The organism is Intrasporangium sp. (assembly GCF_036566125.1).
Taxonomy (GTDB): Bacteria; Actinomycetota; Actinomycetes; order Actinomycetales; family Dermatophilaceae; genus Intrasporangium.
In genome coordinates this window covers 1-24,355 of sequence record NZ_DATCWX010000112.1, presented here as the reverse complement: position 1 = coordinate 24,355, position 24,355 = coordinate 1, and the positions used below count along the sequence as shown (strand labels likewise).

Genomic DNA, 24,355 nt, shown 5'->3' with positions numbered 1-24,355 from the left:
GCGCGGCTCTGTGGGCGGCCGCCGAGCCGGGCTCCCAGATCGCCGCCGTCGTCTCGCGCGGCGGGCGTCCCGATCTCGCGGCCAAGAGGTTGGCGACCGTGCAGGCCCCGACCCTGCTCATCGTCGGCAGCCGCGACCATGTCGTCATCGACCTCAACCGCACGGCACAGAGCCTGATGACGGGGTGCGACACCCAGCTCGTGCTCGTCGAGGGAGCCACCCACCTGTTCGAGGAGCCGGGCACGCTCGCCGAGGCTGCCAGCCACGCGCGGAACTGGTTCGTCCGGCACCTGCCGAGCCCAGCGGCATACGGCCACAATGAAGTTGACCCTCACGCGACGTGAGGCGCCAGCCTTGTTCCCATGAGCGTCAGGACGCATGAGATGACCACCTGGACAGTGGGGCAGGTAGCCGACCTCTTCGGCGTGACGGTGCGGACGCTGCACCACTACGACGAGATCGGCCTGCTCAGCCCCAGCGAGCGCTCGCGGGCGGGCTACCGGCTCTACACCGACGCGGACCTCCTGCGGCTGCAGCAGGTCGTCGTCTACCGGCGCCTCGAGCTGCCGCTCGAGGAGATCGCCTCCCTGCTCGACGGCGGGGACGACCCGGTGACGCACCTGCGTCGCCAACGGGAAGCGGTCCTGACCCGGCTCGACGAGCTGAAGGAACTCGTCGGAGCCATCGACCGAGCATTGGAGAGAGAGATGAGTGACGAGCCCGCCACGCCAGAGGAGCTCAAGGAGCTGTTCGGTGAGGGCTTCAGGGACGAGTACCAGGCCGAGGCCAAGGAGCGCTGGGGCGAGACCGACGCCTGGCAGCAGTCGGCGAAGCGGACCAAGCGCTACACCAAGGCCGACTGGGCCGAGGTGAAGGCGGAGATGGACGAGACGCACGCCGCGTTCATCCGCGCCAAGCAGGCCGGTGAGCCCGCGACGAGCGAGGCCGCGATGGATGCCGCCGAGGCGCACCGGCTGCACATCCATCGGCGGTTCTACGACCTCGACCACGAGTTCCACCGCGGACTCGCGGACCTGTACATCGCCGATCCGCGGTTCACGAAGACGTACGAGGACCTCGAGGAGGGGCTCGCGCAGTACGTCCGGGACGCGATCCACGCCAACGCCGATCGCCACACTGCCTCCGGCTCCTGACCGGTTCGAGGTATTCGGTTCGAGGTATCCGGTCGCTCCCCGGAGCGACCGGATACCTCCAACCGGAGCGGGTGGCCCGCTTGAGGAAAACGGGAGGCGCGCCGTCGGCGGTGATCGGTAGCGTTTTGTGATTGTGACGATCACCGAGCTGGCGTTCGAAGAGAACCGGGACACGAGGCAGGACGACTCTCTCCGGGATGCCGTGTTGCCGGCAGGTCGCGTCCCTGTCGACTGGCGCCGGGTCCGTCGTCCGCTCACGCTGGTGTGCTTCACGCTGTCCCTGCTGGGGGCCGTTGCGGCATCCCTCGGGTCGATGGTCGCCGGCCGGCTCGCCGAGCACGCCACGTCGACGCTGGTCGCGCTGCTGGCGCTGTGCGTCGTCGGCGGCGCGCTCATCGACACCGCCGCAAAGGTGATCTGGGCGGCGGTGTGCGACCGGGCCGAGGGCCGGCTGCGCGCCGACCTGCTCGACGCCGCCATGGCCCAGCCGCTGTCCGAGCTGTCCGAGCAGGCCGTGGGCGAGGTGCTCGACCGCATCGACGACGACACCTGGGAGGTCGGCCAACTGATGCGCTGGGGCGTGTGGCAGGCCGTGCGCACCATGCTCGCCTCGGGCCCGCTCTGGGTGGTCGCGAGCGTGGCCTGGTGGCCCGCCGCCTTCCTCTTCCCGCTGACGGGATTCGCCGCCTACTGGGTGGTCCGCCGGCTGCTGCCCCAGGTCGCCGACCGCAAGGTGGTCGAGGAAGCGGCCTGGACCGACCACGCAGCCTCCACCGAGGAGGGGGTCGCCGCCCGTGACGACCTGCGCACGGCACTCGGCCAGGCCCACGTGCTGCGCCGCAACGCCCGGATGGCCGCGCGGGTGCATGCGGCTCTCGACAAGGTTCTTCAGGTCGAGGTCCGGATCACCCGGCGCAGCGGCGGACTGCTCCACGGCGCGCTGGCCGCCGTCGCGCTCGTCGGCACCGCGCTCGTGCTCGCCGACGACCTGTCGACCGCCCAGCTGGTCACCCTCTTCCTGGTCACGACGATGTTCGTCGGCGGCGTCGACATGCTGGCGCGTCACCTGCCCGACCTGCAGGAGGGCTTCGGCGCGGTCCTGCGGCTGCGAGCCATGCTCGCCTCTCCGGCAGAGCCGACCGGCGGGCTGCCGCTGCGCGACGGACCGCTCGACGTGGAGTTCCGCGGGCTCGAGTTCAGCTATGGCACCGGCACGTTCGCGCTGCGTGACATCAACCTCGTCGTCCCGGCGGGTCACACCTGCGCGCTGGTCGGACGCACCGGCTCCGGCAAGTCCACGCTCGCCGCTCTGCTGTCGCGGGCGGTGGAGCCGCCACGCGGCACGGTGCTGCTCGGAGGCACCGACGTGCGCGACCTCGACCTCCAGGGGCTGCGGGCCGCGGTCGGCGTCGTGACCCAGCGCACCGAGGTGCTCGCTGGCACCCTTGCGGAGAACCTGGCGCTCTTCGGTGACGTGCCCCGTGCCCGGGTCGAGGCCGCGGTCGCCGAGCTGGGCCTGACGGAGTGGGTGGCCGGGCTGCCCCACGGCCTGGACACGATGCTCGGCCCGGGAGGCACGACGCTCTCGGCGGGCGAGGAGCAGCTCGTGGCGTTCGCCCGTCTGCTCGTGCGTGACGTGCGCGTCGTCGTGCTCGACGAGGCCACGGCCCGCATGGACCCGGTCACCGAGGCGCGAGTGGTCCGGGCCGCGGACCGCCTGATCTCGGGACGCACGGGCATCCTCGTCGCCCACCGTCTGTCGACGACCGAGCGGGCCGAGCAGGTGGCCGTCCTCGAGTCGGGTCGCGTCGTCCAGCAGGGCCCGCGTCATCGGCTCGCTTCGGGGGAAGGGCCGTTCCGTCGGCTGCTCGAGGCGGCCGCCCACGAGGTGGCCGTGGAGGAGCACCACCATGAGGACGCCGCGATCGGCTCGGTGCGTCGCAGCACGACCCCGCCGCCACCTCCGGTCCTGGCAGCGACTCCCAGTCTGGCTCGGCAGGTGCTCCACACCGTGCGCATCCACCCGCAGTGGGGCCTGCTGGGCGCATCCCTGTTCCTCCTCGCATCACTGACCGGCGCGTTCGGTGCGGTCACCGGCTGGGTCTGGGGCCTCGTCGTCACCGACCTGCAGGCCGGGCAGAACCCGGCTTGGCTCGCCGCGGCCCTCGTCGTGTCCCTCCTCGCGGGTCCGTTCGCACTGGCGCTGGCGTTCCGGACCTATCCCCACTGGTGGGTGGAGGTCCGGCTTCGGGTGCGTGCCGCAGTGCTCGCCGGCCAGACGGCCCAGCGTCGACTGGTGCGCACCCCGCCCGGCGAGGTGGTCGCGCGCACCATGGATGCCGACCGGCTGGTCCGCTACACCGACCGTTGGGTCGACTTCGTCAACGGCCTCGTCATCGCCTCGATGACCGCACTGATCGCGGGCACGTGGCTCGCAGGCGCGGTCCTGCTCGTGGTGATGGTCACCTCGGCGCTGGCGTCGACCCTTGGTCGACCGGTGGCGGGACGTTCGGCAGCGGCCGCCTCGACGGCGCGAGCCAACTTCGGCCGATCGCTGGTGTCGGCACTCGAGTCCATCCGCACGGTCAAGCTTGCTGCTGCCACCCCACAGGTGCATGAGCACCTGCGTCAGGTCGACGGAGGCCGGGTCGACGCCGCGGTGCGCGAGCACCGGGTCCAGACCCTGCTCGACGGGGTGCCGATCGTCATGGTCCAGTGCGGCGTCGTGGCCGCCTGGGCGGGCTTCCTCCACGGGACGTGGTCGCTGGCCATCGCACTGCTGGTCGCCAACGCGGTGAGCGGCTTCGACTGGTTCGGCCGCGTCGCCGGCTCGGTCGTGACCGAGGCGCCGGGCGTGCGGTCCTGGCTGAACGCGACGAGTGAGCTCGCCGGGGGCGGCGACCTGATGGACCTGCCGCCGGGCATGGACCTGGTCCACGGGACTGCCGACGAGCCCCAGCCGGGGCCGCGCGAGCCGTTGCGGACCCTGCGCCTGAAGGATCTGACCGCGATCCACGACGACGGCACCATCGGAGTGCAGGACGTCGACCTCACCGTCGAGGCCGGCGAGCTGGTGCTCCTGCTGGGCCAGGTCGGCTCGGGCAAGTCCAGCCTGCTCTCGTCGCTGGCCGGGCTCACCTCCCGCACCGGTCAGGTGGTCTGGAACGGCCGCTTGCTGGCCGACCCGGAACTCGAGCTGCGGCCCGGCCGCGTGTCCTACATCGCGCAGGTGCCGAGGGTCCTGTCGGGTACCTTCACCGGCAACATCGCCCTCGACCACGCCGACCGGGCGGTCGCGCCGGCACTCGCGACCGCTCGGATGGAGCGCGACGTCACCGAGGCCGGCGGACCGAATGCCCTCGTCGGCCACCGCGGGGTCCGACTCTCCGGTGGGCAGGTGCAGCGGCTGGCGCTGGCCCGGGCCCTCGCCTGCGAGGCCGACCTGCTGCTGGCCGACGACGTGTCCTCGGCGCTCGATGCCGCCACCGAGATCGAGCTCTGGGAGGCACTGCGCTCTGGCGGGGCCACCGTCATCGGCGCCACGAGCAAGGCGGCAGCACTGGCGCAGGCCGATCGAGTCGTCGTCCTCGACGGGGGTCGGGTTGTCGAGACCGCTCCGTGGCGCGAGCTCTCCGAGAGGTGGGGCCACCTCGCCGGGTGATCCCCTCGGCCGCTGCATTCGGTTCGAGGTATTCCGTTCGAGGTATGCGGCGACGACCAGGAGGTGACGCATACCTCGAACGAGATCGGCGTCTCGTGGCGATACTGGATGAGATGGAGGATTATCCGTTCGACCTCGGCACGTGGACGCGTGAGGTCACGTCGACCTCCGATACGGCGCGGGAATGGGTGCGACGCGGCCTCGTCTGGGCGTACGCGTTCAACCACGAGGAGGCCGTTGCCTGCTATGAGCGCGCGCTCGTGCACGACCCCGAGTGCACCCTCGCGCATTGGGGAATCGCCCATGCCCTCGCGCCCAACTACAACAAGCCATGGGAGTTCTACGCGCCCGAGGAGGTCACGGCGACGGTGACGAGGGCGTATGCCGCTCAGGTCGCTGCGCGGGGACGTACCGCAGGTGCCAGTTCCGTTGAGCGCGACCTGGCCGAGGCGATGTCTGTGCGATTCCCGGAAGGGGAGGCACCGCCGGATCCGGCTGTCTGGGAGACGTCGTATGCCGAAGCGATGGAGCGGGCCCATGCACGGCACCCGAACGACCTCGATGTCATCGCCCTCTACGCGGAGTCCCTCATGAACCTCACGGCGTGGCAGCTGTGGGACCAGCGGACCGGTCAGCCTGCGCCGGGATCGCAGGCAGTGCGCGCCAAGGAGATCCTCGACCGGGCCCTCTCGACGCACGAGGGACGGACGCACCCCGGCGTCCTGCACTTCTACGTTCACCTCATGGAGATGTCCGCTCGACCGGAGGAGGCGCTCTGGGTCGGCGACCTGCTGCGTGAGCTCGTTCCGGACGCCGGGCATCTTCGCCACATGCCGACGCATCTCGACGTGCTCTGTGGTGACTATCGACGTGTGGTCTCGTCGAATCGCGCGGCCGTGCAGGCGGACTCGAAATTCCTGACGCACCGGGGTCCGCTCAATTTCTACACGCTCTACCGGGCGCACAATCTGCACTTCCTCGTTTACGGGGCGATGTTCCTCGGGCAGGAGCAGGCGGCACTCGATGCCGTGGCCCAGCTCGAACGGGCCATCCCGGAGGAGCTCCTGCGGGTCGAGGTGCCGCCGATGGCCGACTGGCTCGAGGGCTTCGTACCGCTGCGGGTGCACGTGCTCATCCGCTTCGGCCGCTGGGACGAGCTGGCGGCCTTGCCGCTGCCGGTGGACCGCGAGCTCTACGCGACGACGGCCGCGATGACCCACTACGGCCGTGGTGTGGCCCTGGCGGCGACCGGCCAGGTCGCTGAGGCGGAACTGGAGCGCGAGCGCTTCCGGGAGGCGCTGGCCCGGGTGCCGGAACAACGCACCCTCTTCAACAACACCTGTCGCGACATCCTCGCCGTCGCCGCGTCGATGCTCGACGGTGAGCTGGAGTACCGTCGGGGCCGGGTCGAGGAAGCCTTCGCCCACCTGCGTCGGTCCGTCGAGCTCGACGACGGTCTGCCCTATGACGAGCCGTGGGGCTGGATGCAGCCGGCTCGCCACGCGCTCGGCGCCCTGCTCCTCGAGCAGGGTCAGGTCGAGGAGGCCGAGGCGGTCTACCGGGCCGATCTCGGGCTCGACCCGACACTGCCGCGGGCCTGCCAGCATCCCGCCAACGTGTGGTCGCTGCACGGCTATCACGAATGCCTGGTTCTGCTCGGCAAAACCGAGGTGGCGGGCATCGTCGAGCAGCAGCTGCGCCTCGCCCAGGCGCAGGCCGACGTGCCGATCCGCGCCTCGTGCCTGTGTCGTCTGGAGGCGTCCGGTGTGGGACAGTTCCCGGAGCCACCCAAAGGGGCCCGCTCACTGTTGGGCTAGGACGGGCCACTCCTCGAAGGATGAGACGCGCGGGGCCGCAGCCGCATGGGGTCGTAGCCTTGGGACATGCGAGTTGGAGTCTTTGGAGCGACGGGTCAGGTCGGTGGGGTCATGCGCACCCTCCTCGAGGAGCGTGACTTCCCGGTCGACGAGGTGCGGTTCTTCGCGTCAGCGCGATCCGCCGGCACGAGGATCCCCTTCAAGGGCACGGAGATCGAGGTCGAGGACTCGGCGACGGCGGACTTCTCCGGCATCGACATCGCTCTCTTCAGCAACGGCGGCGCGACGTCGCGTGAGCTCGCGCCGAAGGTGGCTGCAGCCGGGGCGACGGTCATCGACAACTCGAGCGCGTGGCGCAAGGACCCCGAGGTCCCGCTCGTCGTCTCCGAGGTCAATGCCGACGACCTCGACACCATCCCCAAGGGCATCGTCGCCAACCCCAACTGCACGACCATGGCTGCGATGCCGGTCCTGGGGCCGCTGCACGAGAAGGCCGGACTCGTGCGGCTGCACGTGTCGAGCTACCAGGCCGTGAGCGGCTCTGGTGTCAAGGGCGTGCAGGAGCTCGACCGCCAGCTGCGCGGTGGCTACCTGGCGGGCGACCCGACTGTGCTTGCCATCGACGGCCGCGCGATCGACGTGCCGGAAGCAGAGATCTATGCGGTGCCCGTCGGCTTCAACGTCGTACCGCTCGCGGGGTCGATCGTCGACGACGGCTCGCTCGAGACGGACGAGGAGCAGAAGCTGCGGAACGAGTCGCGCAGGATCCTCCATGCCCCCGAGCTGCTCGTGAGCGGGACCTGCGTGCGCGTGCCGGTCTTCTCGGGGCACAGCCTCGCGATCCACGCCGAGTTCGCCGAGGACATCACGCCGGACGAGGCGCTCGACCTGCTCAAGAACGCGCCCGGCGTCGTCGTCACCGACGTGCCGAACCCACTCGAGGCCGCCGGTCGCGACGAGGTCTTCGTCGGGCGGGTCCGCGCCGACCAGGCCGCCCCCGAGGGCAAGGGCCTGGTGCTCTTCGTCGTCGGTGACAACCTCCGCAAGGGTGCCGCCCTCAACGCCGTGCAGATCGCCGAGGCGCTGGTCAAGCGCCGCTGATCCGGGACCTGTACCGACTGGTGCCGCATGGCGCTGAGCCGGCTTCCGCTCACACGGTCACTGGTTGAGGTCGCGGGGGACCCGCAGCTGGAGGGCCATCGCCTCGAGGGCGAGCAGCGGTGGGACGTTGGCGTTGATGCGGTCTCGTGCCTCGGTGATGGCGTCAAGGGCGCCGAGGAGCTGCTCGGCGGTGAAGACGCTGGCGAGGGACCGGACCTTGTCCATGGCATCGGGGTTGACGAGCTCGACGTTCGACCCGAGGCGCAGCACCATCGCGTCACGGTAGACGGACATCAGGTCGATGAGCGACCGGTCGATCATGTCGCGTGCGTGCCGGGTGGCCCGGGTCTTCTGCTCCTTCTCGAGTGCGGCGACCTGGGCCCGGATGTGGGGGGGCTGGGTGCGTGCAGTCGGGTCGGCACCCAGTGTCTCGAGCAGACGAGTCCGCTCTGCGGCGTCGCGCTCCGCGGTGCTCGCGGCTGACTCCTCGCCGGCGATCTGCGCCAGGTCGGTGGCGGCGTCGATGGCGTCGCCGACCCCGACGATCTTCGTCGCCATGGCGATGACGTCCCGCCGGCGGATCCGGGCACCTTCGTCCCTGGCCAGCCGCCGGGCCAGCCCGATGTGGGACTGCGCCGCGCGTGCTGCGTGCAGGGCCATGGGGGGGTCGACCCCATCGCGCCGCTCGAGGAGCTCGGCGACCGCATGCACCGGTGGCGTCCGCAGTCGGACATGCCTCGAACGGGAGCGGATCGTGATGATGACGTCCTCGAGGCTGGGCGCGCAGAGCATCCAGACCGTGCGGGGGGTCGGCTCCTCGAGGGCCTTGAGGAGGGCATCGGCCGCCCGCTCGGTGAGCCGGTCGGCGTCCTCGATGATGATGACGCGCCAACGGCCGACCGATGGCCGCAGCGCGGACTCCTGGACCAGGTCGCGCGTGTCACGGACCTGGATCGACAGGCCCTCGGTCGCGACGACGTTGACGTCCGCGTGGGAGCCATCGAGCGCGGTGCGGCACTCACGGCAGTCGCCGCACCCACCCTGCGGACACTGCAGGGCGGCCGCGAACGCCCTGGCGGCATTGGATCGGCCCGATCCCGGCGGCCCGGTGAACAGCCAGGCGTGGGTCATCGCACCCTCGACGCTCACGGCGCGCGAGAGCACCTCGACCGTGGGCTCCTGGCCGACGAGGTCTCGCCAGACGGTCATCGACGCTCCTCCAGGACTTCCTCGAGCCGCGCGAGCACCCGCGCCCGGATCTCCTCGGGCGGCAGGCTGGCATCGACGACGACATAGCGGTCCGGATCACGAGCCGCGAGGTCGAGGAAACCTCGCCGCACCGCGTGGTGGAAGTCGTCGGTCTCCGACTCGAGCCGGTCCTGCACGTCGCCGCGACGGGCGCGCCCGACCTCGGGACTCACGTCGAGGACGACGGTGAGGTCGGGGAGCAGCCCTCCCACGGCCCAGTGCTGCAGCTGCCTGATCTCCTCGCCCCCGAGCTCTCGCCCTGCACCCTGGTAGGCGATCGAGCTGTCGGTGTAGCGGTCGGTGATGACGACCCGGCCTGCGGACAGGGCCGGCCGGATGAGCTCGTCGACGTGGTGTGCCTTGTCTGCGGCGAAGAGCAGGGCCTCGGCCCGGGGCGACACGTGGTCGCCATGGAGGACGAGCTCGCGGATCTGCGCGCCGAGGGTGGTGCCGCCCGGCTGCCGCGTCACGAGAACGTCCCGCCCGTCCCGGTCGAGGAACTCGGCCAGCAGGCGCACCTGCGTCGACTTGCCCGCTCCGTCCCCGCCCTCGAAGCAGACGAAGAGCCCCGGAGCCGTGCTCACGCGACCCGCGTCCAGGTGGGGCGGGGCGTCAGGGGTCTGGCTCACGGGGGGAGCCTATGCGACGGGAGCGACAGCGGGAGGGAACGGATCCCGGGGAGCGAGCCCAGCGGCATACGAACTCGGGAGTACTCAGGCTGGCAGGTTACGGTTTCCGCCATGACGTCTCGCCACGACGCCCGCCCGCGGGCCCGGAGCACAGCCCTGCGCCTCGCAGCCGCCGCGCTCGCGCTCGCGACGGTTGCGGCGTGCACGACGCCGGAGCCCGAGCGCGTCCCGGTGACGGGCCCGGCCGGGGCCACCACCCAGCCCCCGGCGGCGGCACTGGCGGGCTACTACGACCAGCAGCTCGACTGGACCCGATGTGGGGGGTTCGAGTGTGCGGACCTGCGCGTGCCGATCGACTACGACAACCCGTCCGGCGGCGACATCCGCCTCAAGGTGCTCAAGGTGCGAGCGGCCAACTCGGGCAAGAGGATCGGCTCGCTCGTCGTCAATCCCGGCGGCCCGGGCGGGTCCGGCGTGCAGTACGCCAAGTCGGCCGACTTCATCGTCGGGCGCGCTGTGCGCTCGTCCTTCGACATCGTCGGCTTCGACCCGCGGGGAGTCGGGGAGTCGGCGCCGATCGACTGCCTGAGCGACGGCGCCCTGGACGACTTCCTCGGGACGGACCCCACCCCGGACAACCGCGCGGAGGAGCAGGACCTCGTCGCAGCAGCCCGCACCATGGCGTCGGGCTGCGAGGCGAACAATCGTGAGCTGCTCGCCCATGTGTCGACCGAGGACGCCGCCAAGGACATGGACGTCCTGCGGGCGGCCCTCGGTGAGAGCCAGCTCAACTATCTCGGCAAGTCCTACGGCACCTTCCTCGGCTCGACCTACGCAGGCATGTTCCCCGAGCGGGTCGGGCGGTTCGTCCTCGACGGTGTCGTCCCGCCCGACCTGACGAGCGCGCAGCTGGCCGAGGGCCAGGCCAAGGGGTTCGAGCTGGCCACCCGCGCCTACGTCGCGGACTGCGTGCATGAGGGCGACTGCCCGCTCGGTGGGTCGGTCGACGAGGGCATGGGGTGGATCCGCGCCTTCCTCAAGGGACTCGACGCCAACCCGATCCGGAGCGGCGACCCGGCGGAGCCGAAGCTCACGGAGGCGTGGGCCTCGCTCGGGATCGCCGCCGCGATGTACGACCAGGGCTCGTGGGGCATCCTCACCGACGCGTTGCGTCAGGCGCACGCGGGCAACGGCGCCTCCCTCATGGGACTGGCGAACACCTACGCGGACCGGGTCCCGGGTGGTGGATACACCGGCAACATCATGGAGGTCATCTTTGCGGTGAACTGCCTTGACCGACCCGATAGTCCGGACCTCGCCACGTACGAGGGCTACCAGAAGACGTTCTCGAAGGTCGCGCCGACCTGGGGCCCGTTCCTTGCATGGGGGTCCATCGCCTGCGGGTTCTGGCCGGTCAAGGGCGACAACCCGCCGCACAAGATCTCGGCCGAGGGCAGCAACCCGATCGTCGTCGTCGGGACGACGCGCGACCCCGCCACGATCTACGAGTGGTCCAAGCGGCTGCGCGACCAGCTCGCCAACGCCGTCCTCATCTCCCTCGACGGTGACGGGCACACCGCGTACACCCGGGGCAGCCAGTGCGTCGACCACGCCATCGACGCGTACTACGTGCAGGGAATCGTGCCCAAGGACGGCCTGATGTGCTGAACGACGAACCGCCCCGTCCCGACGATCTTCCAGACACGCCAGAGGAGCCGTATGCCGCTGTGCCCGCTCCGTTCCTGCCGTCTGCTTCCAGCGGGGCCGGGTCGCGTGACGTGAACGGGCCAGGTGCCGGACCCGGGTCGAAGGGGCGGACGGGCCGGGAGCGTTCGGTCGTGGCGGCCGTGGTCGTCGTCGCGCTGCTCGCTGTCGTCGGGCTCGTCGCATGGCGCGCCACACGGCCGGTGACACCGCCGGTCGCGACGCCATCGGGAGGCAGCGTCGCGAGCCCTTCAGGAACGGCAACCTCGCCGACTCCGACGAGCACCGACCATCCGGGGGAGCTCGCCGCCTTCTACACCCAGGCGGTGGACTGGGAGCCGTGCGAGGGAAGCCCGGCGCACGAGTGCACCCGTATCGAGGTCCCGGTCGACTATGCCGAGCCGGACGGCGACACCTTCGAGGTCGCCCTGCGCAAGGTGCCCGCCCTCGACCCGTCCAAGAAGCTCGGCACGCTGTTCCTCAACCCCGGCGGGCCGGGTGCGTCCGGGCTGGAGTACGCCCAGTTCTCGAGCTTCGTCTTCAGCAAGGCGGTCCGTACGGCCTACGACATCGTCGGCTTCGACCCGCGCGGGATCGGTCAGTCGGACGCCGTGACGTGCCTGTCCGACGAGGACATGGACCTGCTCTTCGAGAACGATCCGACCCCCGATGACGACACCGAGCGCGCGAAGCTGCTCGGCGACGCGAACGCGATCACCGAGCGGTGCGCCAAGTCCGGCGGTGAGCGGGCGCTGCACATGAGCAGCACCGAGGTGGCGCGCGACCTTGACGTCATGCGGGCCCTGGTCGGTGACGAGCGGCTCAACTTCTTCGGCGTGTCCTACGGGACGTTCCTCGGCGCGCTCTATGCGGACCGCTTTCCCGAGCGAGTCGGTCGCTTCATCCTCGACTCGGCGGTGTCGCCGAACCAGACCGACCAGCAGGAGCTGGGCTACGACGTCCAAGGCTTCGAGTCGTCCATGGACGCCTTCATCGAGTGGTGCGTCAGCCGGGACGACTGCGCCCTCGGGACCGACGCCGACGGTGCGCGGGACCGGATCGCCGCGCTGCTGGACGACGTCGATCGGCGACCGCTCGAGACCTCGCGGGGTGACATCGAGTCGATCGGCGAGGGCTGGCTCGGCTTCGCGATCTTCATGTGCCTCTACTCGGAGGACTACTGGCCCACGCTCAACAAGGGCCTGGCGGAGGCCCTCGACGGCCGGGGCGACATCCTGCTCGCGCACGCGATGACCATCGTCGGCCGCAGCACCTCGGGCGAGTACGACACCGGGTCCTACCTGCAGGCCATGATCCCGGTGCGGTGCGCGGACTGGCCCGCGAGCAGCCCCGACGAGCTCGCGGCGCAGTCTCGGCGGACCCGCACGGAGCACCCGCTGTGGTCCCGGATGACCGGTCTGCAGTACGACAACTGCGGCACCTGGCCGGGCGAGGTCCGGAAGCCGTCCGGCACGACGCTCGGCAAGGGCGCCGCGCCCATCCTCGTGATCGGCAACCTACGGGACCCCGCGACGCCCATCGGGGGCACGAAGCAGCTCGCCGCGGATCTCGCCTCCGGCATTCTCGTGACCAGTGACCACGACGGCCATGGCACTTACTACGCTGGCAACTCGTGCGTGGACTCCATCGTCGACAGCTACCTCGTCAAGGGCAGCGTGCCAACGTCCGACCAGGCCTGTTGACCGTCCTACGGCGGGGTGGCGTGGTCGTCGCGGCCCTGGCGGTACTCGTGGCGTTCGCGACCATGGAGCCCGCCGACCCGGGAGGGACGGCGGAGCGAGAGCCAGCTCAGCGGCATACGGCATCGTCGACGTCGGATTCGCCCACGGGCAAGGCGGGAGCGGAGATCCGGTTCACCGCGACGGTGGACCCCAACCCGCCCGAGCTCCGGCGCTTCTACGCGCAGGAGGCGCGGTGGGAGAAGTGCGCTGACGACCGCGACTTCGATTGCGCGTCGGTGACGGTCCCCCTCGACCACGCCAAGCCGGCCGGCCCGACCGTGGAGATCGCCCTGCGGCGGCTCCCGGCAACGTCGGCGGCACCCAAGGGGACGCTGTTCGTCAACCCGGGTGGCCCCGGAGCATCGGGCACCGAGTTCGTCCAGGAACCAGGCGCCGTCGGAGCCGAGCTGCGCGAGGCGTGGCACATCGTCGGGTTCGACCCGCGGGGGATCGGTGAGTCGGGCGGCTTCGACTGCCTCACCGACGCAGACCTCGACCGGATGTATGCCGAGGACCCCACGCCACCGTCGCCCCAGGGCACGGTGGCCCTCAAGGAGGCGGCTGCTGCCCGCGCCGAAGGGTGCCTGCAACGCGGAGGGCCACTCGCTGCGAACATGGGGAGCGAGGCCGTTGCGGCCGACCTCGACATCCTGCGTGAGGCGGTCGGCGACGAGCGGCTCAACTACTACGGGATCAGCTACGGGACGCTCATCGGCGCGATCTACGCCGATCGCTTCACGTCTCGCGTCGGGTACATGGTCCTCGACTCCGCGGTGTCGCCCGATGTGGTTGACGAGCCCTCCGTGACCCGCGCGGACGTCGATGCGAACGCGCGCCACTGGGGAACGGAGTTCGACGCGCTCTTCGCCGAGTTCGTCGAGGCGTGCGGGAAGGATCGACCCTGTCCGCTCGGCGACGACCCCGACAAGGCGGCTGGGGCCGTGATCGAGCTGCTCGACTCGCTCGAGACGGTGCCGCTGCCGGCGGACTTCGACTCGCTGTCCCAGGTGACCGAGGGATGGGCGGTCACCGCTATCGGGGAGGGACTGCTCGACCCCGGCTCGTGGCCCTATCTGGCCGACGCGCTGGAGCTCGCGATCGAGGACGCGGATGGCAGCGAGCTCGCGTGGTTCGCAATGGTGTCGGTCGGGCGCGACGTCGACGGCAGCTACCCGGGGTCCTCGTACGGCAAGAACCACCTGCCCGTGACGTGCGCCGACTGGCCGGTGCCGACCTGGTCGGAGCTCACCCCCAGCCCGAAGGTCCTCGAGGAGCATCCCCTCTTCGCCAGGATCCAGCCGCCGCGACCCTCCGAGTGCACCGGCTGGACGGGTGCGCTCCGCAGCAAGCTCCTCGTCGACGCCGAGCCCGCGACTCCCGTGCTCGTCATCGGCAACGCCGACGATCCCGTCACGCCCATCGAGGACACCGAGCACCTGGCCGGCGCGATCAGCAGGTCCCGGCTCGTGACCGTCGACGCGGACGTGCACGGGTCGTACGCGACCGGCAACGCCTGCGCCGACCGTGCGGTGGAGGACTATCTCGTGCGGGCGGAGCCGCCACAGAACGGGCTGAAGTGCCCGGCCGAATGACGACCCCGGACAGGCAGACTGGTCCGACCACTCGATTTCGTGACGATCCGCGGCCATGCGTATACTCAGCAACCGTGCTTCGGCACCCGCCGCCTTAGCTCAGTCGGCCAGAGCGATTCACTCGTAATGAATAGGTCGTCGGTTCGATTCCGACAGGCGGCTCCGACGATGTGGCCCTGACCAGGAAGTTTGCTGGTCAGGGCCACTGTGAGTTAGAAGGCCGAATCACACTGCCGTCAGGCGCACTGGCCCTCGCCGTGCCCCAGCTCGACGACGACTACCAGCACCACGAGCGCGAACCGGCGCCCGGCACCAGAGACGGTCAGAGCTCGACGGTCCCGTGGTCACCGGTCATGGGCTCGCCGGTCGCGACCGACTTGACGAGCGAGAGCACGGTCGTGACCCTGCCGCCAGGGGTGTCCCAGTACTCCGCCGACGACGCGTCGATCCGCAGCAGCGCGACCCGGGGGTCGTCGCGCCCGTCGAACCACGGCTCGACGAAGCTGTCCCAGTAGCGGTCGATCCGCTCCGCGTCCTGGACGACGGCTGCCCGGCCGGCGACCGAGACCCAGGTCTCCTTCGACGCGAACGCCGCGTTGACGCGCGGGTCCTGTCCGACCTGGGTCGCCAGCTCCGAGTCGCTGGCGATGAAGAACCACAGCCGGTTGTCGTCGTCGATCTCCTGCAGCGTCATCGGCCGGGAGTGCAGGTCTCCCTCGCGGACGGGGACCGTGACCATCGCGAACTTCAGATCCTCGACGAGCTCACGGATCTTGGTGACGTCATCCTTTTCCATGTCGCACCCTTGACCGGGCGGGGTAGGACCTAAACATGAGTGACCGGGAACGGATGGCTGATGTCGTCGTCGTGGGTGCAGGGCTTGCGGGTCTGCAGTGCGCGCGCCGCCTGACGGAGCGGGGCGTCGAAGTGCTGGTCCTCGAGGCCAATGAGGAGATCGGTGGCAGAGTACGGACCGAGCTGGTCGACGGCTTCCGCTGTGACCGCGGCTTCCAGGTGCTCAACCCGTCCTACCCGGCGCTGCGCCGCAACGTCGACCTCGATCGGTTGCGGCTGCAGCGTTTCGGCAGGGGGCTGCTGGTGCGCCGCGGCGACCGGAGGACGCCGCTCGTCGACCCGACGCGACGACCGCGAGCGGTGCCGGACATGCTGCTTAGTGGGCTGCTGCGCCCGGACCGCGTGACCCGGATGGCCACCTGGCTCGCGCCGGCACTGGGCCCCGTCGACCGCCTCCTCTCGGGTCCCGACACCTCGATGCGGGAGTCGCTCGACAAGGCCAAGGTGGACGGGCCCCTGCGGACCGAGGTGCTCGAACGCTTCCTCGCCGGGGTCATCCTCGAGACGGACGGCAGCACCTCGGCGGCCTACGTCCGGCTGCTCCTGCGGTCGTTCGCCCTCGGCACGCCGGGTCTGCCCGCGCAGGGGATGGCGGCGCTGCCAGCGCAGCTCGCCGCGCCCGTTCGGGAGCGGATCCGGTGCAGCGTCGCGGTCAGCGCCATTTCCCCGACCGGCGTGACGACCGAGGACGGCGTGCTCGAGGCCGACGTCGTCGTGTGCGCGACCGACCCACGCACGGCGAACCGCCTTGTCGGCTCCCCGCTTCCGGCGATGAAGGGACTCGTCACCGACTGGTTCGTCGCCGACGAGGCGCCCATTGACAGCGACCTGCAGGTGGTCGAGGCCGATGCGGGGGCGGGCCCGCTCGTGAACGCGGCCGTCGTGAGCAACGCCGCCCCGTCCTATGCGCCGGCAGGACGCCACCTCATCGAGACGACCGCGCTCCTGGCGCCCGGCCAGGAGCCGCCGCCCCTCGCCGCGGTTCGAGCCCACCTGGTCGCACTGCTCGGCCCCGGCGCGGACCAGGCCGAGCCGATCACCCGCCACGTGGTCCGCGACGCGCTGCCTGCGCAGCCACCGCCCTTGAAAGTCCGTCATCCGGTGGATCTCGGCGACGGCGTCATCGTGTGCGGCGACCACCGCGACACGGCGTCCCTGCAGGGCGCGGTCGTGTCCGGCACGCGGGCTGCTGAGGCGGTCCTCACCCGTCTCGGGAGATCGCGCACGACGTGACCCCGCACGTCATGCGGGTACTGACCCCAGTGGGTCCCGGAGCTGGTCACAGCTTGAACACCTTCTTCGGCTGCTCGGTGACCAGCTCCTCCGCCGTCTGGAGGGCCTCGTCCTCGGTGAGCTGGTGCTCGGCCACGAGCTGGGCGAGCCAGCCGGCGTCGATGCGGCGAGACAGGTCGTGCCGGGCCGGGATCGAGCAGAACGCCCGGGTGTCGTCGACGAACCCGGAGGTCCGGGAGAATCCGACAGTCTCGGTGACCGCGGCCCGGAAGCGCCGGATGGCGTGAGGGGCGTCCAGGAACCACCAGGGCACCCCGACGTACACCGAGGGGTAGAACCCCGCGAGCGGGGCGAGCTCGCGGGAGAAGACGGTCTCGTCGACGGTGAACGGCACGAGGTGGAAACCGGGCTGGGTACCGTAGCGCTCCAGCAGCGGGCGCAGTGCATCGGTGAACTCGATCCGGATCGGGATGTCGTGGCCCATGTCCGGCCCGAAGTCCCGCGTCGTCGGGCCATGGTGGCCCCGGCGCACCCCCGGGTGCAGGGTCATCACCAGCCCGTCGTCGCACGACATCCGGGCCATTTCCAGCAGCATGTGCCTGCGCAGCGCGGTGGCCTCGGCCTCGCTCGCATCGCCTTCGAGAGCCGCCCGGTAGATCCGGGCTGCCTCCGACGGCTCCAGCGGGTCGGTGCGGGCGTCGTCGTGGCTGTGGTCCGCCGACACGGCGCCGTGCTCGACGAAGTACCGGCGGCGCACCTCCAGCGCCTCGACATAACCAGCGAAGTCGCCTGTGTCGACGTCGGCGGCCTTGCCGAGGTCGGCCACGGCGTCCGACCAACCAGCCCTGGCCGGCTCCAGATACCGGTCCGGGCGAAACGTCGGGATGACCCTCCCCTCCCACGCCGGGTCCGCGGCGAGGGCGGAGTGCGCGGCCAGGTCGTCGGCGGGGTCGTCCGTCGTGGCCAGTACCGCGATGCCGAACCGCTCGTACAGCGCCCGGGGGCGGTAGGCGTCGGTGGCCAGCCGCTCGGCGATCTCGTCGTAGATCGTGTCGGCCGTCTCGATCGATGGCATCACGTCGACGCCGAAGATGTCGGCCAGCTCGGACTCCAGCCACCACCGCACCGCCGTCCCGCGGTAGACCTCCCAGTGTGAGCACAGGTGTCGCCACACCGTCCGGGACTGCGGCTCACTCAACGGCCCGCGACCTGCGCCGAGCTCCTCCAACCGAATGCCGCTGGCGTGCAGCAGCCGGGTGACGTAGTGGTCCGGGGTGATGAACAGGGTGGCCGGGTCCGGGAACGGCTCGTTGTCCAGCAGTAGCCGCGGGTCGACGTGGCCGTGCGGAGAGATGATCGGCTGATCCCGGACGGCGTCGTAGAGCTGCCTCGCAATCGAGCGGACGTCGGGGTCCGGGGGAAGTAACCGATCCGGGTGGAGCCGCAGCGGGCGGCCAGCGGTGGTCACCGTCCCATACTGAGACCCGTCTCTGTCCGAAGGCAACCAACCTCGAGGCGGCGGACGCCTACCTCGTGCCTTGACCGCGCCTCCGACGCGTTGGATTCTGGTCGAGTCAGGGCGGGTGAACTGTCCGTCACGCTGTTCGACATCGACGGGACGCTGACCCACAGCGGTGAGGCGCCGACGGAGGAGCTGCCGATGTGACCAGGCCTGTTTCAGCTGTTGGACCCGAGCCGCCTCACGGCTCGGGCTCCCCTGACCAGCACCGATTCCCGTCGGAGGGCTCAGTCGGGTCGGTGGTGACGCTCGCCGCCTTCCATGGGGCTGGCGGGCACGTCGTTGGGCCACGGGTGGCCGAGCGGCTCGGAGTGCCGTTCCTCGACCGCGGCATCCTGACAGGCGTCGCCGAGCAGTTGCACGTCCCGGAGCGGGCGGTCGAGCAGTTGGACGCCGATACCGAGAAGAAGCCGCGCAGCATCCTGCGCCGGTACTTCGACAGCCTGGGTCGCGCGTCGATCGCCGATAGCACAGGCGCATTGGACGTCGAGCGCGAGGAGGGCAGGTATCGGGCCGAGATCGAGGAGTTCCTGGCGCGGGCGGTGTCCCAGGGCGGGGTCGTGCTGGGCCGCGGCGGGGCGGTAGTGCTGTCCCAGGCACCCGGCGCCCTGCACGTCATGCTGGCCGGCCCGGTCCACTCACGCGTACGCCGGATCATGCAGCTCGATGGCCTCGACGCCGAGGAAGCCGAGCGACGGGTCCTGACCAACGACCGGGTGCGGATCGAGTACGTCCGCAACTCCTACGGTGTCGACCCGGAGGACCCCGGCCTGTACCACCTGTGGATCGACAGCACCGCCCTCGATGTCGACACCTGCGTCGAGCTGATCGTCACCGCTGCCCGGTCCCGCGCCCGTCACCCGGCCGCCGCCACAGCCGACCCGATGACCAGCGCGGACCATGAGTAGCGCGGGCGCCTCGCAGGACGAGACAGTCACGACCACCGTCAAGACCGTCGAGACGGAAGCGGTCCCAGACCACCTGCGCCCGGTCCAGTACCTGGGCTACGCGTCGGGAGACGTGGCGAACAACCTCACCTTCACGCTGGTGTCGATGTTCCTGCTCGTCTACTACACCGACGTCGTGGGGATCGCGGCGGGGGCGGCCGGCACGATCCTGTTCGTGGCCCGGGTGTGGGGCGCGTTCACCGACGTCTTCGCCGGGCGGATGGTCGACAAGACGACGACGAGGTGGGGCAGGTTCCGGCCCTACTTCCTGTTCGGTGCGGTGCCCTTGATGCTGCTGGCAGCCGCGACCTTCAGCGTCCCGGGCGGCCTCGGGCGCTCCGCCACACTGGTCTACGCCTACGTCAGCTACATGCTCTTCTACCTCGCCTACAGCCTGGTCAACATCCCGTACGGCTCATTGGCCTCGGCGATGACCCAGCTGCCGGACGAGCGGGCGAAGCTGTCGAGCTCACGGATGATCGGTGCCGCGACAGCGATCGTCGCCCTCAACTTCGCGGTGGCCCCGCAGATCAGCCGCTCGACGGACCTGCAGCGCTCATTGACGATCACCACACTGATCGTCGCGGTCATTGGGATCGCGCTCTACCTGTTCCTGTTCGCAGCGTCGCGGGAGGCGGTCGTCCGGGACGAGGCCCCGGTGAGCCTGCGGCAGAGCGTCGCCGCGATCGCGCACAACAAGGCGTTGCTGCTGCTGTGCCTGAGCGCCCTGCTGAGTCTCACCGGCATGTTCGTCCTGCAGACCCTGCAGGTCTACTACGCCCGTGACGTGCTCGGCAACGTCGACTACACGATCATCCTGGCCATCCTGACCACCGGTGCGCTCTTCGTCGTCAGCCCGCTCATCCCGAGGATCGTGGCGGCCTTCGGCAAGAAGCCGGCGTACATCACCGGCGGTGTGCTCACCGCGATCGGCGGGCTGGGTGTCGCGCTGGTCCCACCCTCGCTGCTGTGGCTGGCCATGGTGTGCTTCGCCGTGTACGGCATCGGCATCTCCGCGGTTCAGGCCGTGATGTTCGCGCTGCAGGCCGACACGGTGGAGTTCGGCGAGTGGACCTCCGGCGTTCGCACCGAGGGCTCCAACTACGCGGCGCTGTCGTTCACCCGCAAGGTGGGCCAGGGGATCGGGGGAGCCCTGGCCGGGTGGGGCATCGGCGTAGGGGGTTACGTCGCCGGGTCGACGACCCAGACCCCCGGCGCGCTGGACGCCATCCGCCATCTGACGGGTCTCGGGCCTGCGGTCTTCGTCGGGCTCGGGGCCGCAGTCATGCTGGCGTATCCGCTGACCGAGGAGCGGTTCCGCACGATCGTCGTCGACCTCGCGACCCGGCGCGCCGAGCGTCAGGGCCGTCTCACCGATTAGTACCGAGTAGTACCGAGCAATAGCGACCGGGAGGACCCCATGCTTCGTCCCAGCGACACGGCCACTCGAGAACGCAAGTCGCTTGTCGGCCTCTGGCACTTTCGGCTCGACGGCGACGGGGAGGGGCGGTCGGCGCGCTGGTTCGACGGGCCGCTACCCGACGCGGGCGAGATGGCGGTTCCGGCCAGCTTCAACGACATCGCCCCGGACGCGGCGGTGCACGACTACGTCGGCGACGTGTGGTACCAGACGACGGTGCGCGTGCCGCGCGGCTGGGACGGCCGGCGCGTGGTCCTGTATGTCGAGTCGGCGACCCACCGGGCCACGGTATGGGTCAACGGCATCGAGGTCGTAGCCCACGAGGGCGGATACCTCCCGTTCGAGGCCGACGTCACCGAACACGTCCGGGCCGGGGACGAGGCACGGGTCACCGTCGTGGTGGGCAACACGCTGAGCTTCCAGACCATCCCGCCTGGCGTCATCGAGGACACCCCCGAGGGCAAGCGGCAACGGTACTGGCACGACTTCTTCAACTACGCGGGCCTCCACCGCCCGGTCTGGCTGTACTCGACCGGCCCGGCGTATCTCACCGACATCACCATCGTGACCGAGCTCGACGGCCTGAATGGCCGGATCGAGTACCGGACGCAGGCGAGTGACGCGGATGACGCCGAGGTCCGGGTCGTCCTGCGCGACGCCGAGGGCACGGAGGTGGCTCGCGGGGCCGGGGCGAGCGGCACCCTGACGGTGCCCGACGTGCACCGCTGGGCTCCGGGCGACGGCTACCTCTACGACCTGGAGGTGCAGCTCGTCGGCAGCGGGGACGAGCTGCTGGACAGCTACCACCAGCCCGTGGGAGTGCGCTCCGTGGCCGTGGAGGGCAACCGCTTCCTCGTCAACGGTGAGCCGGTGCAGTTCACCGGGTTCGGTATGCACGAGGACCACGACTGCGTCGGTAAGGGCCACAACGACGCGCTCATGCTGCGCGATTTCGCGCTGCTCGACTGGATCGGGGCGAACTCCTTCCGGACCTCGCATTACCCCTACTCCGACGCGGTCATGGACTACGCGGACCGCCACGGCATCCTCGTCATCGACGAGACACCCGCGGTCGGCCTCAACATGGGTCTGGGCGGCGGCATCTTCGGCGCCCAGGGCTACACCACGTACTCCCCCCAGACGGTGAACGAGCAGACCCGCGAGGTGCACGCGCGCGTGATCCGTGAACTGGTCGATCGGGACAAGAACCGGCCGAGCGTCGTGCTGTGGTCGATCGCCAACGAACCAGAGTCGGACACCGAGGGCGCGGAGCGCTACTTCAGGCCGCTGTTCGAGCTGGCCCGCGAGCTCGACCCCACCCGCCCGGTCGGGTTCGTCAACGTCATGCTCGCCCCGTACGGGACATGTCGCGTCTCGCAGTTCGGTGACGTGCTCATGCTCAACCGGTACTACGGCTGGTATGTCGACACCGGGGAGCTCGCGGCAGCAGAGCGGAAATGGGCCGAAGAGCTGAGCGGCTGGGCCAGCGAGGGCAAGCCGATCATCATCACCGAGTACGGCGCGGACACCTATCCCGGGGTGCATGCGCAGCCGCCCGCCCCGTGGTCAGAGGAATACCAGGTGGCCTACCTCGAGATGAACCACCGAGTGTTCGACCGGTTCGACGCAGTCGTCGGTGAGCAGGTGTGGAACTTCGCCGACTTCGCCACCACCTCCGGTGTCAACCGCGTCGGCGGGAACAAGAAAGGCGTCTTCACCCGCGATCGACGGCCCAAGGCCGCCGCCTTCCTGCTGCGCGACCGGTGGCACGGCAAGGGCTGAGATCACACCAATGGTGAGCTCGTGCGCTGTCTCGCCGTCAGAGATGCCGTATGCCGCTGGGTTTGGTTCCCCATGCGGGGGACCGTTGGGCGGCAAGAAGATCCAAACAAGGAGGCTTTCCTTGCGAGGCCTGGGCAACGGCACCCCAAGGCCGAGGCCGGCGGAGCCGCCGGGCCGCTAACGCCGCGCCCGGTTCATCACTCCGGGCCGACTGCTGCAAGGACGTCCCCCACCGGAGTTCGTCGGTAGACCACCGACCGTCCGATGCGGGTCCGGGTGACAAGTCCGGACTCGCGTAGCACTCGCAGATGGTCGCCGATGGCGCCGAGGGTGTGCCCGGTGAGAGTGCACAGCTGCGTGGTCGAGGCTGGGCTCTCGAGCCGGAGCAGCAGGTCGGCGCGGGTCCGCCCGAGCAGGCGAGCGAGCGCTGGCGGGGTCGTGGGCTCGGGATCCCACAACGCAGCGCTTCCACGCGCGGCGTACACCACCGCGGGTTGCCACGGCGGCTCCGAGTACGTGGCGGCGCCGCGGTGCAGGAACACCGACGGCACGAACATCAGCCCCCGACCATCGAGGTCGATCTCGAGCGGCGACCGGTCCCGGACCACCACGGCACCGGCTTCCCAGCGCACCCGCTCGTGCAGGTCCTCCAGCGCGGCGGCCCACCCGGAGCGGACCAGTCGGTCGGCCCGGAAGAGCACGTCACGGTCGAGGATGGCCAGCAGCTGTGGCCAGTCCGGTGCGATCAGCAGTCGCCACAGTCCTTCCTGCGCCTCCGCCAGCCACTCGACGACGTCGTCCCGCTCCAGCACGCGGGTCACGTCGTCGGCGACGGGTCCACTGCCCAACGCCAGTGCCCGCCCGATCTGCTCGCGCGCCACCGGCAAGGGGGTGCCGCGGATGACCGCCAAGTCGTCCGAGGGGGTGCGCGCCATCCCGCCCGACGGTGGCGGGGCGATGAAGTCCGGCCCCCACTCCTCCGGGCGCAGTGCCCGCAGCACTCTTGCCTCCATTGTGCCCCGCACCTGTCATAGCGTCGGGCCCAGCGGGAGCTGGAGAACGCTCGCCCCGGCGGGGTGCCGCCAGGGCGGTCCAGTCGCCGAAGCAGATGCTCGAGCTCGCCCATCGACCAAGCCAGCAGCACGACGTACACCGCTCTGCTCCGAATCCCGGGCGTCGCGGCCGTCTTCACGCTCGCCCTCACCCTGATCGTGGGGACCTCGCTGCAGATCTTCGCTCTGTCGGTGTTCACGTACGCACGGACCGCGGCACCGTCGCGCTCGCTGCCGTGTGGCAGCCCGTCCCCCTTGCGGCGCAGTCGGCGCTGTTGACTCGACTCCTCACCGGCAACGCTTACGTTCTCGGGCGGTCGGTGATGAACCTGGTCAGCTCCGGCGCGCAGCTCCTCGGCCTCGCCCTGGGCGGCGCTGCTGTGCAGTGGCTCGGTACATCGGCCGCGTTCGCACTGGCCGGTGCCTTGCAGCTCGTGGGGCTTATCGCCGTGCTCGCGGTCCCGAAGGCTCCCTCGGCATCACCCGGCGCCGGCCGTTGGAACCTGCACGAGACCTGGCGCGGCAACCTCGATCTGCTCAGGAACCGCCAGGTACGGCACTTGCTGTTCTCGTGGTGGCTCGCGCCGACCCTGTTGGTCGGGGCGGAGGCTCTGGTCGTCCCCTACATGGGCGAACGCGAGGGCACAGCGGCACCGATCGGTCTGCTCCTCGCAGCTTTCCCCGCAGGCGCCGCAGTCGGCAACCTGGTCGTCGGGCGGCTCGTTCCCACCCCGCTGCAGCGGCGCGCCACACCGTGGCTGTTCGGCCTGGTCGGTCTCCCGCTCCTGCCCCTCGCACTCCATCCATCCCTCGCGATGACCGGATTGTGCTTCATGCTGGCCAGCGCAGGAATGGCCCACCAGCTCGGCGGACGGCAGGCTTTCGTGGCCGCGGTTCCC

The 24,355-nt window shown here is 70.4% G+C and carries 18 protein-coding genes and 1 tRNA gene; 14 read left to right on the top strand and 5 right to left on the bottom strand.

Features of this window, described 5'->3' with window-relative positions; translation table 11 throughout:
• The 5 genes from VIR15_RS06700 to VIR15_RS06680 form a co-directional block, all read left to right on the top strand.
• Positions 1–344 (top strand): dienelactone hydrolase family protein (locus tag VIR15_RS06700; protein ID WP_524538093.1); only part of this gene is annotated, 344 nt, incomplete at its 5' end.
• A gap of 18 nt (positions 345–362) precedes the next feature.
• Positions 363–1,154 carry a MerR family transcriptional regulator gene (locus VIR15_RS06695; RefSeq protein ID WP_331926696.1) on the top strand — a complete coding sequence of 264 codons (792 nt, stop codon included), beginning with the start codon at positions 363–365 and terminating at the stop codon, positions 1,152–1,154.
• A gap of 202 nt (positions 1,155–1,356) precedes the next feature.
• Positions 1,357–4,815 carry an ATP-binding cassette domain-containing protein gene (locus VIR15_RS06690; protein ID WP_414654932.1) on the top strand — a complete coding sequence of 1,153 codons (3,459 nt, stop codon included), beginning with the start codon at positions 1,357–1,359 and terminating at the stop codon, positions 4,813–4,815.
• Between the two features lie 113 nt (positions 4,816–4,928).
• On the top strand, positions 4,929–6,632 hold the full coding sequence (locus VIR15_RS06685) for a tetratricopeptide repeat protein (protein WP_331926694.1): 1,704 nt from the start codon (positions 4,929–4,931) through the stop codon (positions 6,630–6,632).
• A 66-nt stretch (positions 6,633–6,698) separates the two neighbouring features.
• Positions 6,699–7,733 (top strand): aspartate-semialdehyde dehydrogenase, encoded by a 1,035-nt coding sequence (locus tag VIR15_RS06680; protein ID WP_331926693.1) that lies wholly within the window; start codon positions 6,699–6,701, stop codon positions 7,731–7,733.
• A gap of 57 nt (positions 7,734–7,790) precedes the next feature.
• Here VIR15_RS06680 and VIR15_RS06675 read toward each other — a convergent pair whose 3' ends face one another.
• Positions 7,791–8,942, bottom strand: coding sequence for a DNA polymerase III subunit delta' (locus tag VIR15_RS06675; protein WP_331926692.1), 1,152 nt, complete (start codon positions 8,940–8,942; stop codon positions 7,791–7,793).
• Positions 8,939–9,610, bottom strand: a complete 672-nt coding sequence (tmk, locus tag VIR15_RS06670) for a dTMP kinase (protein WP_331926691.1) — start codon at positions 9,608–9,610, stop codon at positions 8,939–8,941. Before tmk ends, VIR15_RS06675 begins: the two co-directional genes overlap by 4 nt.
• Positions 9,611–9,721: 111 nt before the next feature.
• Here tmk and VIR15_RS06665 point away from each other — a divergent pair, with 111 nt between their 5' ends.
• From VIR15_RS06665 to VIR15_RS06650, 4 genes are all read left to right on the top strand, one after another.
• Complete coding sequence (locus VIR15_RS06665) at positions 9,722–11,278, top strand: alpha/beta hydrolase (protein ID WP_331926690.1); 1,557 nt, start codon at positions 9,722–9,724, stop codon at positions 11,276–11,278.
• Positions 11,272–13,017 carry an alpha/beta hydrolase gene (locus VIR15_RS06660; RefSeq protein WP_331926689.1) on the top strand — a complete coding sequence of 582 codons (1,746 nt, stop codon included), beginning with the start codon at positions 11,272–11,274 and terminating at the stop codon, positions 13,015–13,017. Before VIR15_RS06665 ends, VIR15_RS06660 begins: the two co-directional genes overlap by 7 nt.
• Positions 13,014–14,648, top strand: a complete 1,635-nt coding sequence (locus VIR15_RS06655; RefSeq protein ID WP_331926688.1) for an alpha/beta hydrolase — start codon at positions 13,014–13,016, stop codon at positions 14,646–14,648. The genes VIR15_RS06660 and VIR15_RS06655 overlap by 4 nt, the downstream gene beginning before the upstream one ends.
• Positions 14,649–14,736: 88 nt before the next feature.
• A tRNA-Thr gene (locus VIR15_RS06650) sits at positions 14,737–14,810 on the top strand.
• A 160-nt stretch (positions 14,811–14,970) separates the two neighbouring features.
• On the opposite strand, the gene VIR15_RS06645 is transcribed toward VIR15_RS06650, so the two are convergent.
• Positions 14,971–15,444 carry a pyridoxamine 5'-phosphate oxidase family protein gene (locus VIR15_RS06645; protein WP_331926687.1) on the bottom strand — a complete coding sequence of 158 codons (474 nt, stop codon included), beginning with the start codon at positions 15,442–15,444 and terminating at the stop codon, positions 14,971–14,973.
• A 35-nt stretch (positions 15,445–15,479) separates the two neighbouring features.
• On the opposite strand from VIR15_RS06645, the gene VIR15_RS06640 reads away from it, so the two are divergent.
• The gene (locus VIR15_RS06640; protein WP_331926686.1) at positions 15,480–16,736 is read left to right on the top strand and encodes an NAD(P)/FAD-dependent oxidoreductase; all 1,257 of its coding nucleotides are present in this window, start codon (positions 15,480–15,482) and stop codon (positions 16,734–16,736) included.
• A gap of 46 nt (positions 16,737–16,782) precedes the next feature.
• Here VIR15_RS06640 and uxaC read toward each other — a convergent pair whose 3' ends face one another.
• Positions 16,783–18,204, bottom strand: a complete 1,422-nt coding sequence (uxaC, locus tag VIR15_RS06635) for a glucuronate isomerase (protein ID WP_331926685.1) — start codon at positions 18,202–18,204, stop codon at positions 16,783–16,785.
• Positions 18,205–18,494: 290 nt separating this feature from the next.
• On the opposite strand from uxaC, the gene VIR15_RS06630 reads away from it, so the two are divergent.
• From VIR15_RS06630 to uidA, 3 genes are read left to right on the top strand one after another with little or no spacing between them, the layout of a single operon-like run.
• Positions 18,495–19,163, top strand: a complete 669-nt coding sequence (locus VIR15_RS06630) for a cytidylate kinase-like family protein (protein WP_331926684.1) — start codon at positions 18,495–18,497, stop codon at positions 19,161–19,163.
• The gene (locus tag VIR15_RS06625) at positions 19,156–20,583 is read left to right on the top strand and encodes a glycoside-pentoside-hexuronide (GPH):cation symporter (RefSeq protein WP_331926683.1); all 1,428 of its coding nucleotides are present in this window, start codon (positions 19,156–19,158) and stop codon (positions 20,581–20,583) included. The genes VIR15_RS06630 and VIR15_RS06625 overlap by 8 nt, the downstream gene beginning before the upstream one ends.
• A gap of 39 nt (positions 20,584–20,622) precedes the next feature.
• Positions 20,623–22,404 (top strand): beta-glucuronidase, encoded by a 1,782-nt coding sequence (uidA, locus tag VIR15_RS06620; protein WP_331926682.1) that lies wholly within the window; start codon positions 20,623–20,625, stop codon positions 22,402–22,404.
• A 197-nt stretch (positions 22,405–22,601) separates the two neighbouring features.
• Here uidA and VIR15_RS06615 read toward each other — a convergent pair whose 3' ends face one another.
• The gene (locus VIR15_RS06615) at positions 22,602–23,405 is read right to left on the bottom strand and encodes an ArsR/SmtB family transcription factor (RefSeq protein ID WP_331926681.1); all 804 of its coding nucleotides are present in this window, start codon (positions 23,403–23,405) and stop codon (positions 22,602–22,604) included.
• Positions 23,406–23,692: 287 nt separating this feature from the next.
• On the opposite strand from VIR15_RS06615, the gene VIR15_RS06610 reads away from it, so the two are divergent.
• A partial coding sequence (locus VIR15_RS06610) for an MFS transporter (RefSeq protein WP_331926680.1) occupies positions 23,693–24,355 on the top strand: 663 nt, incomplete at its 3' end.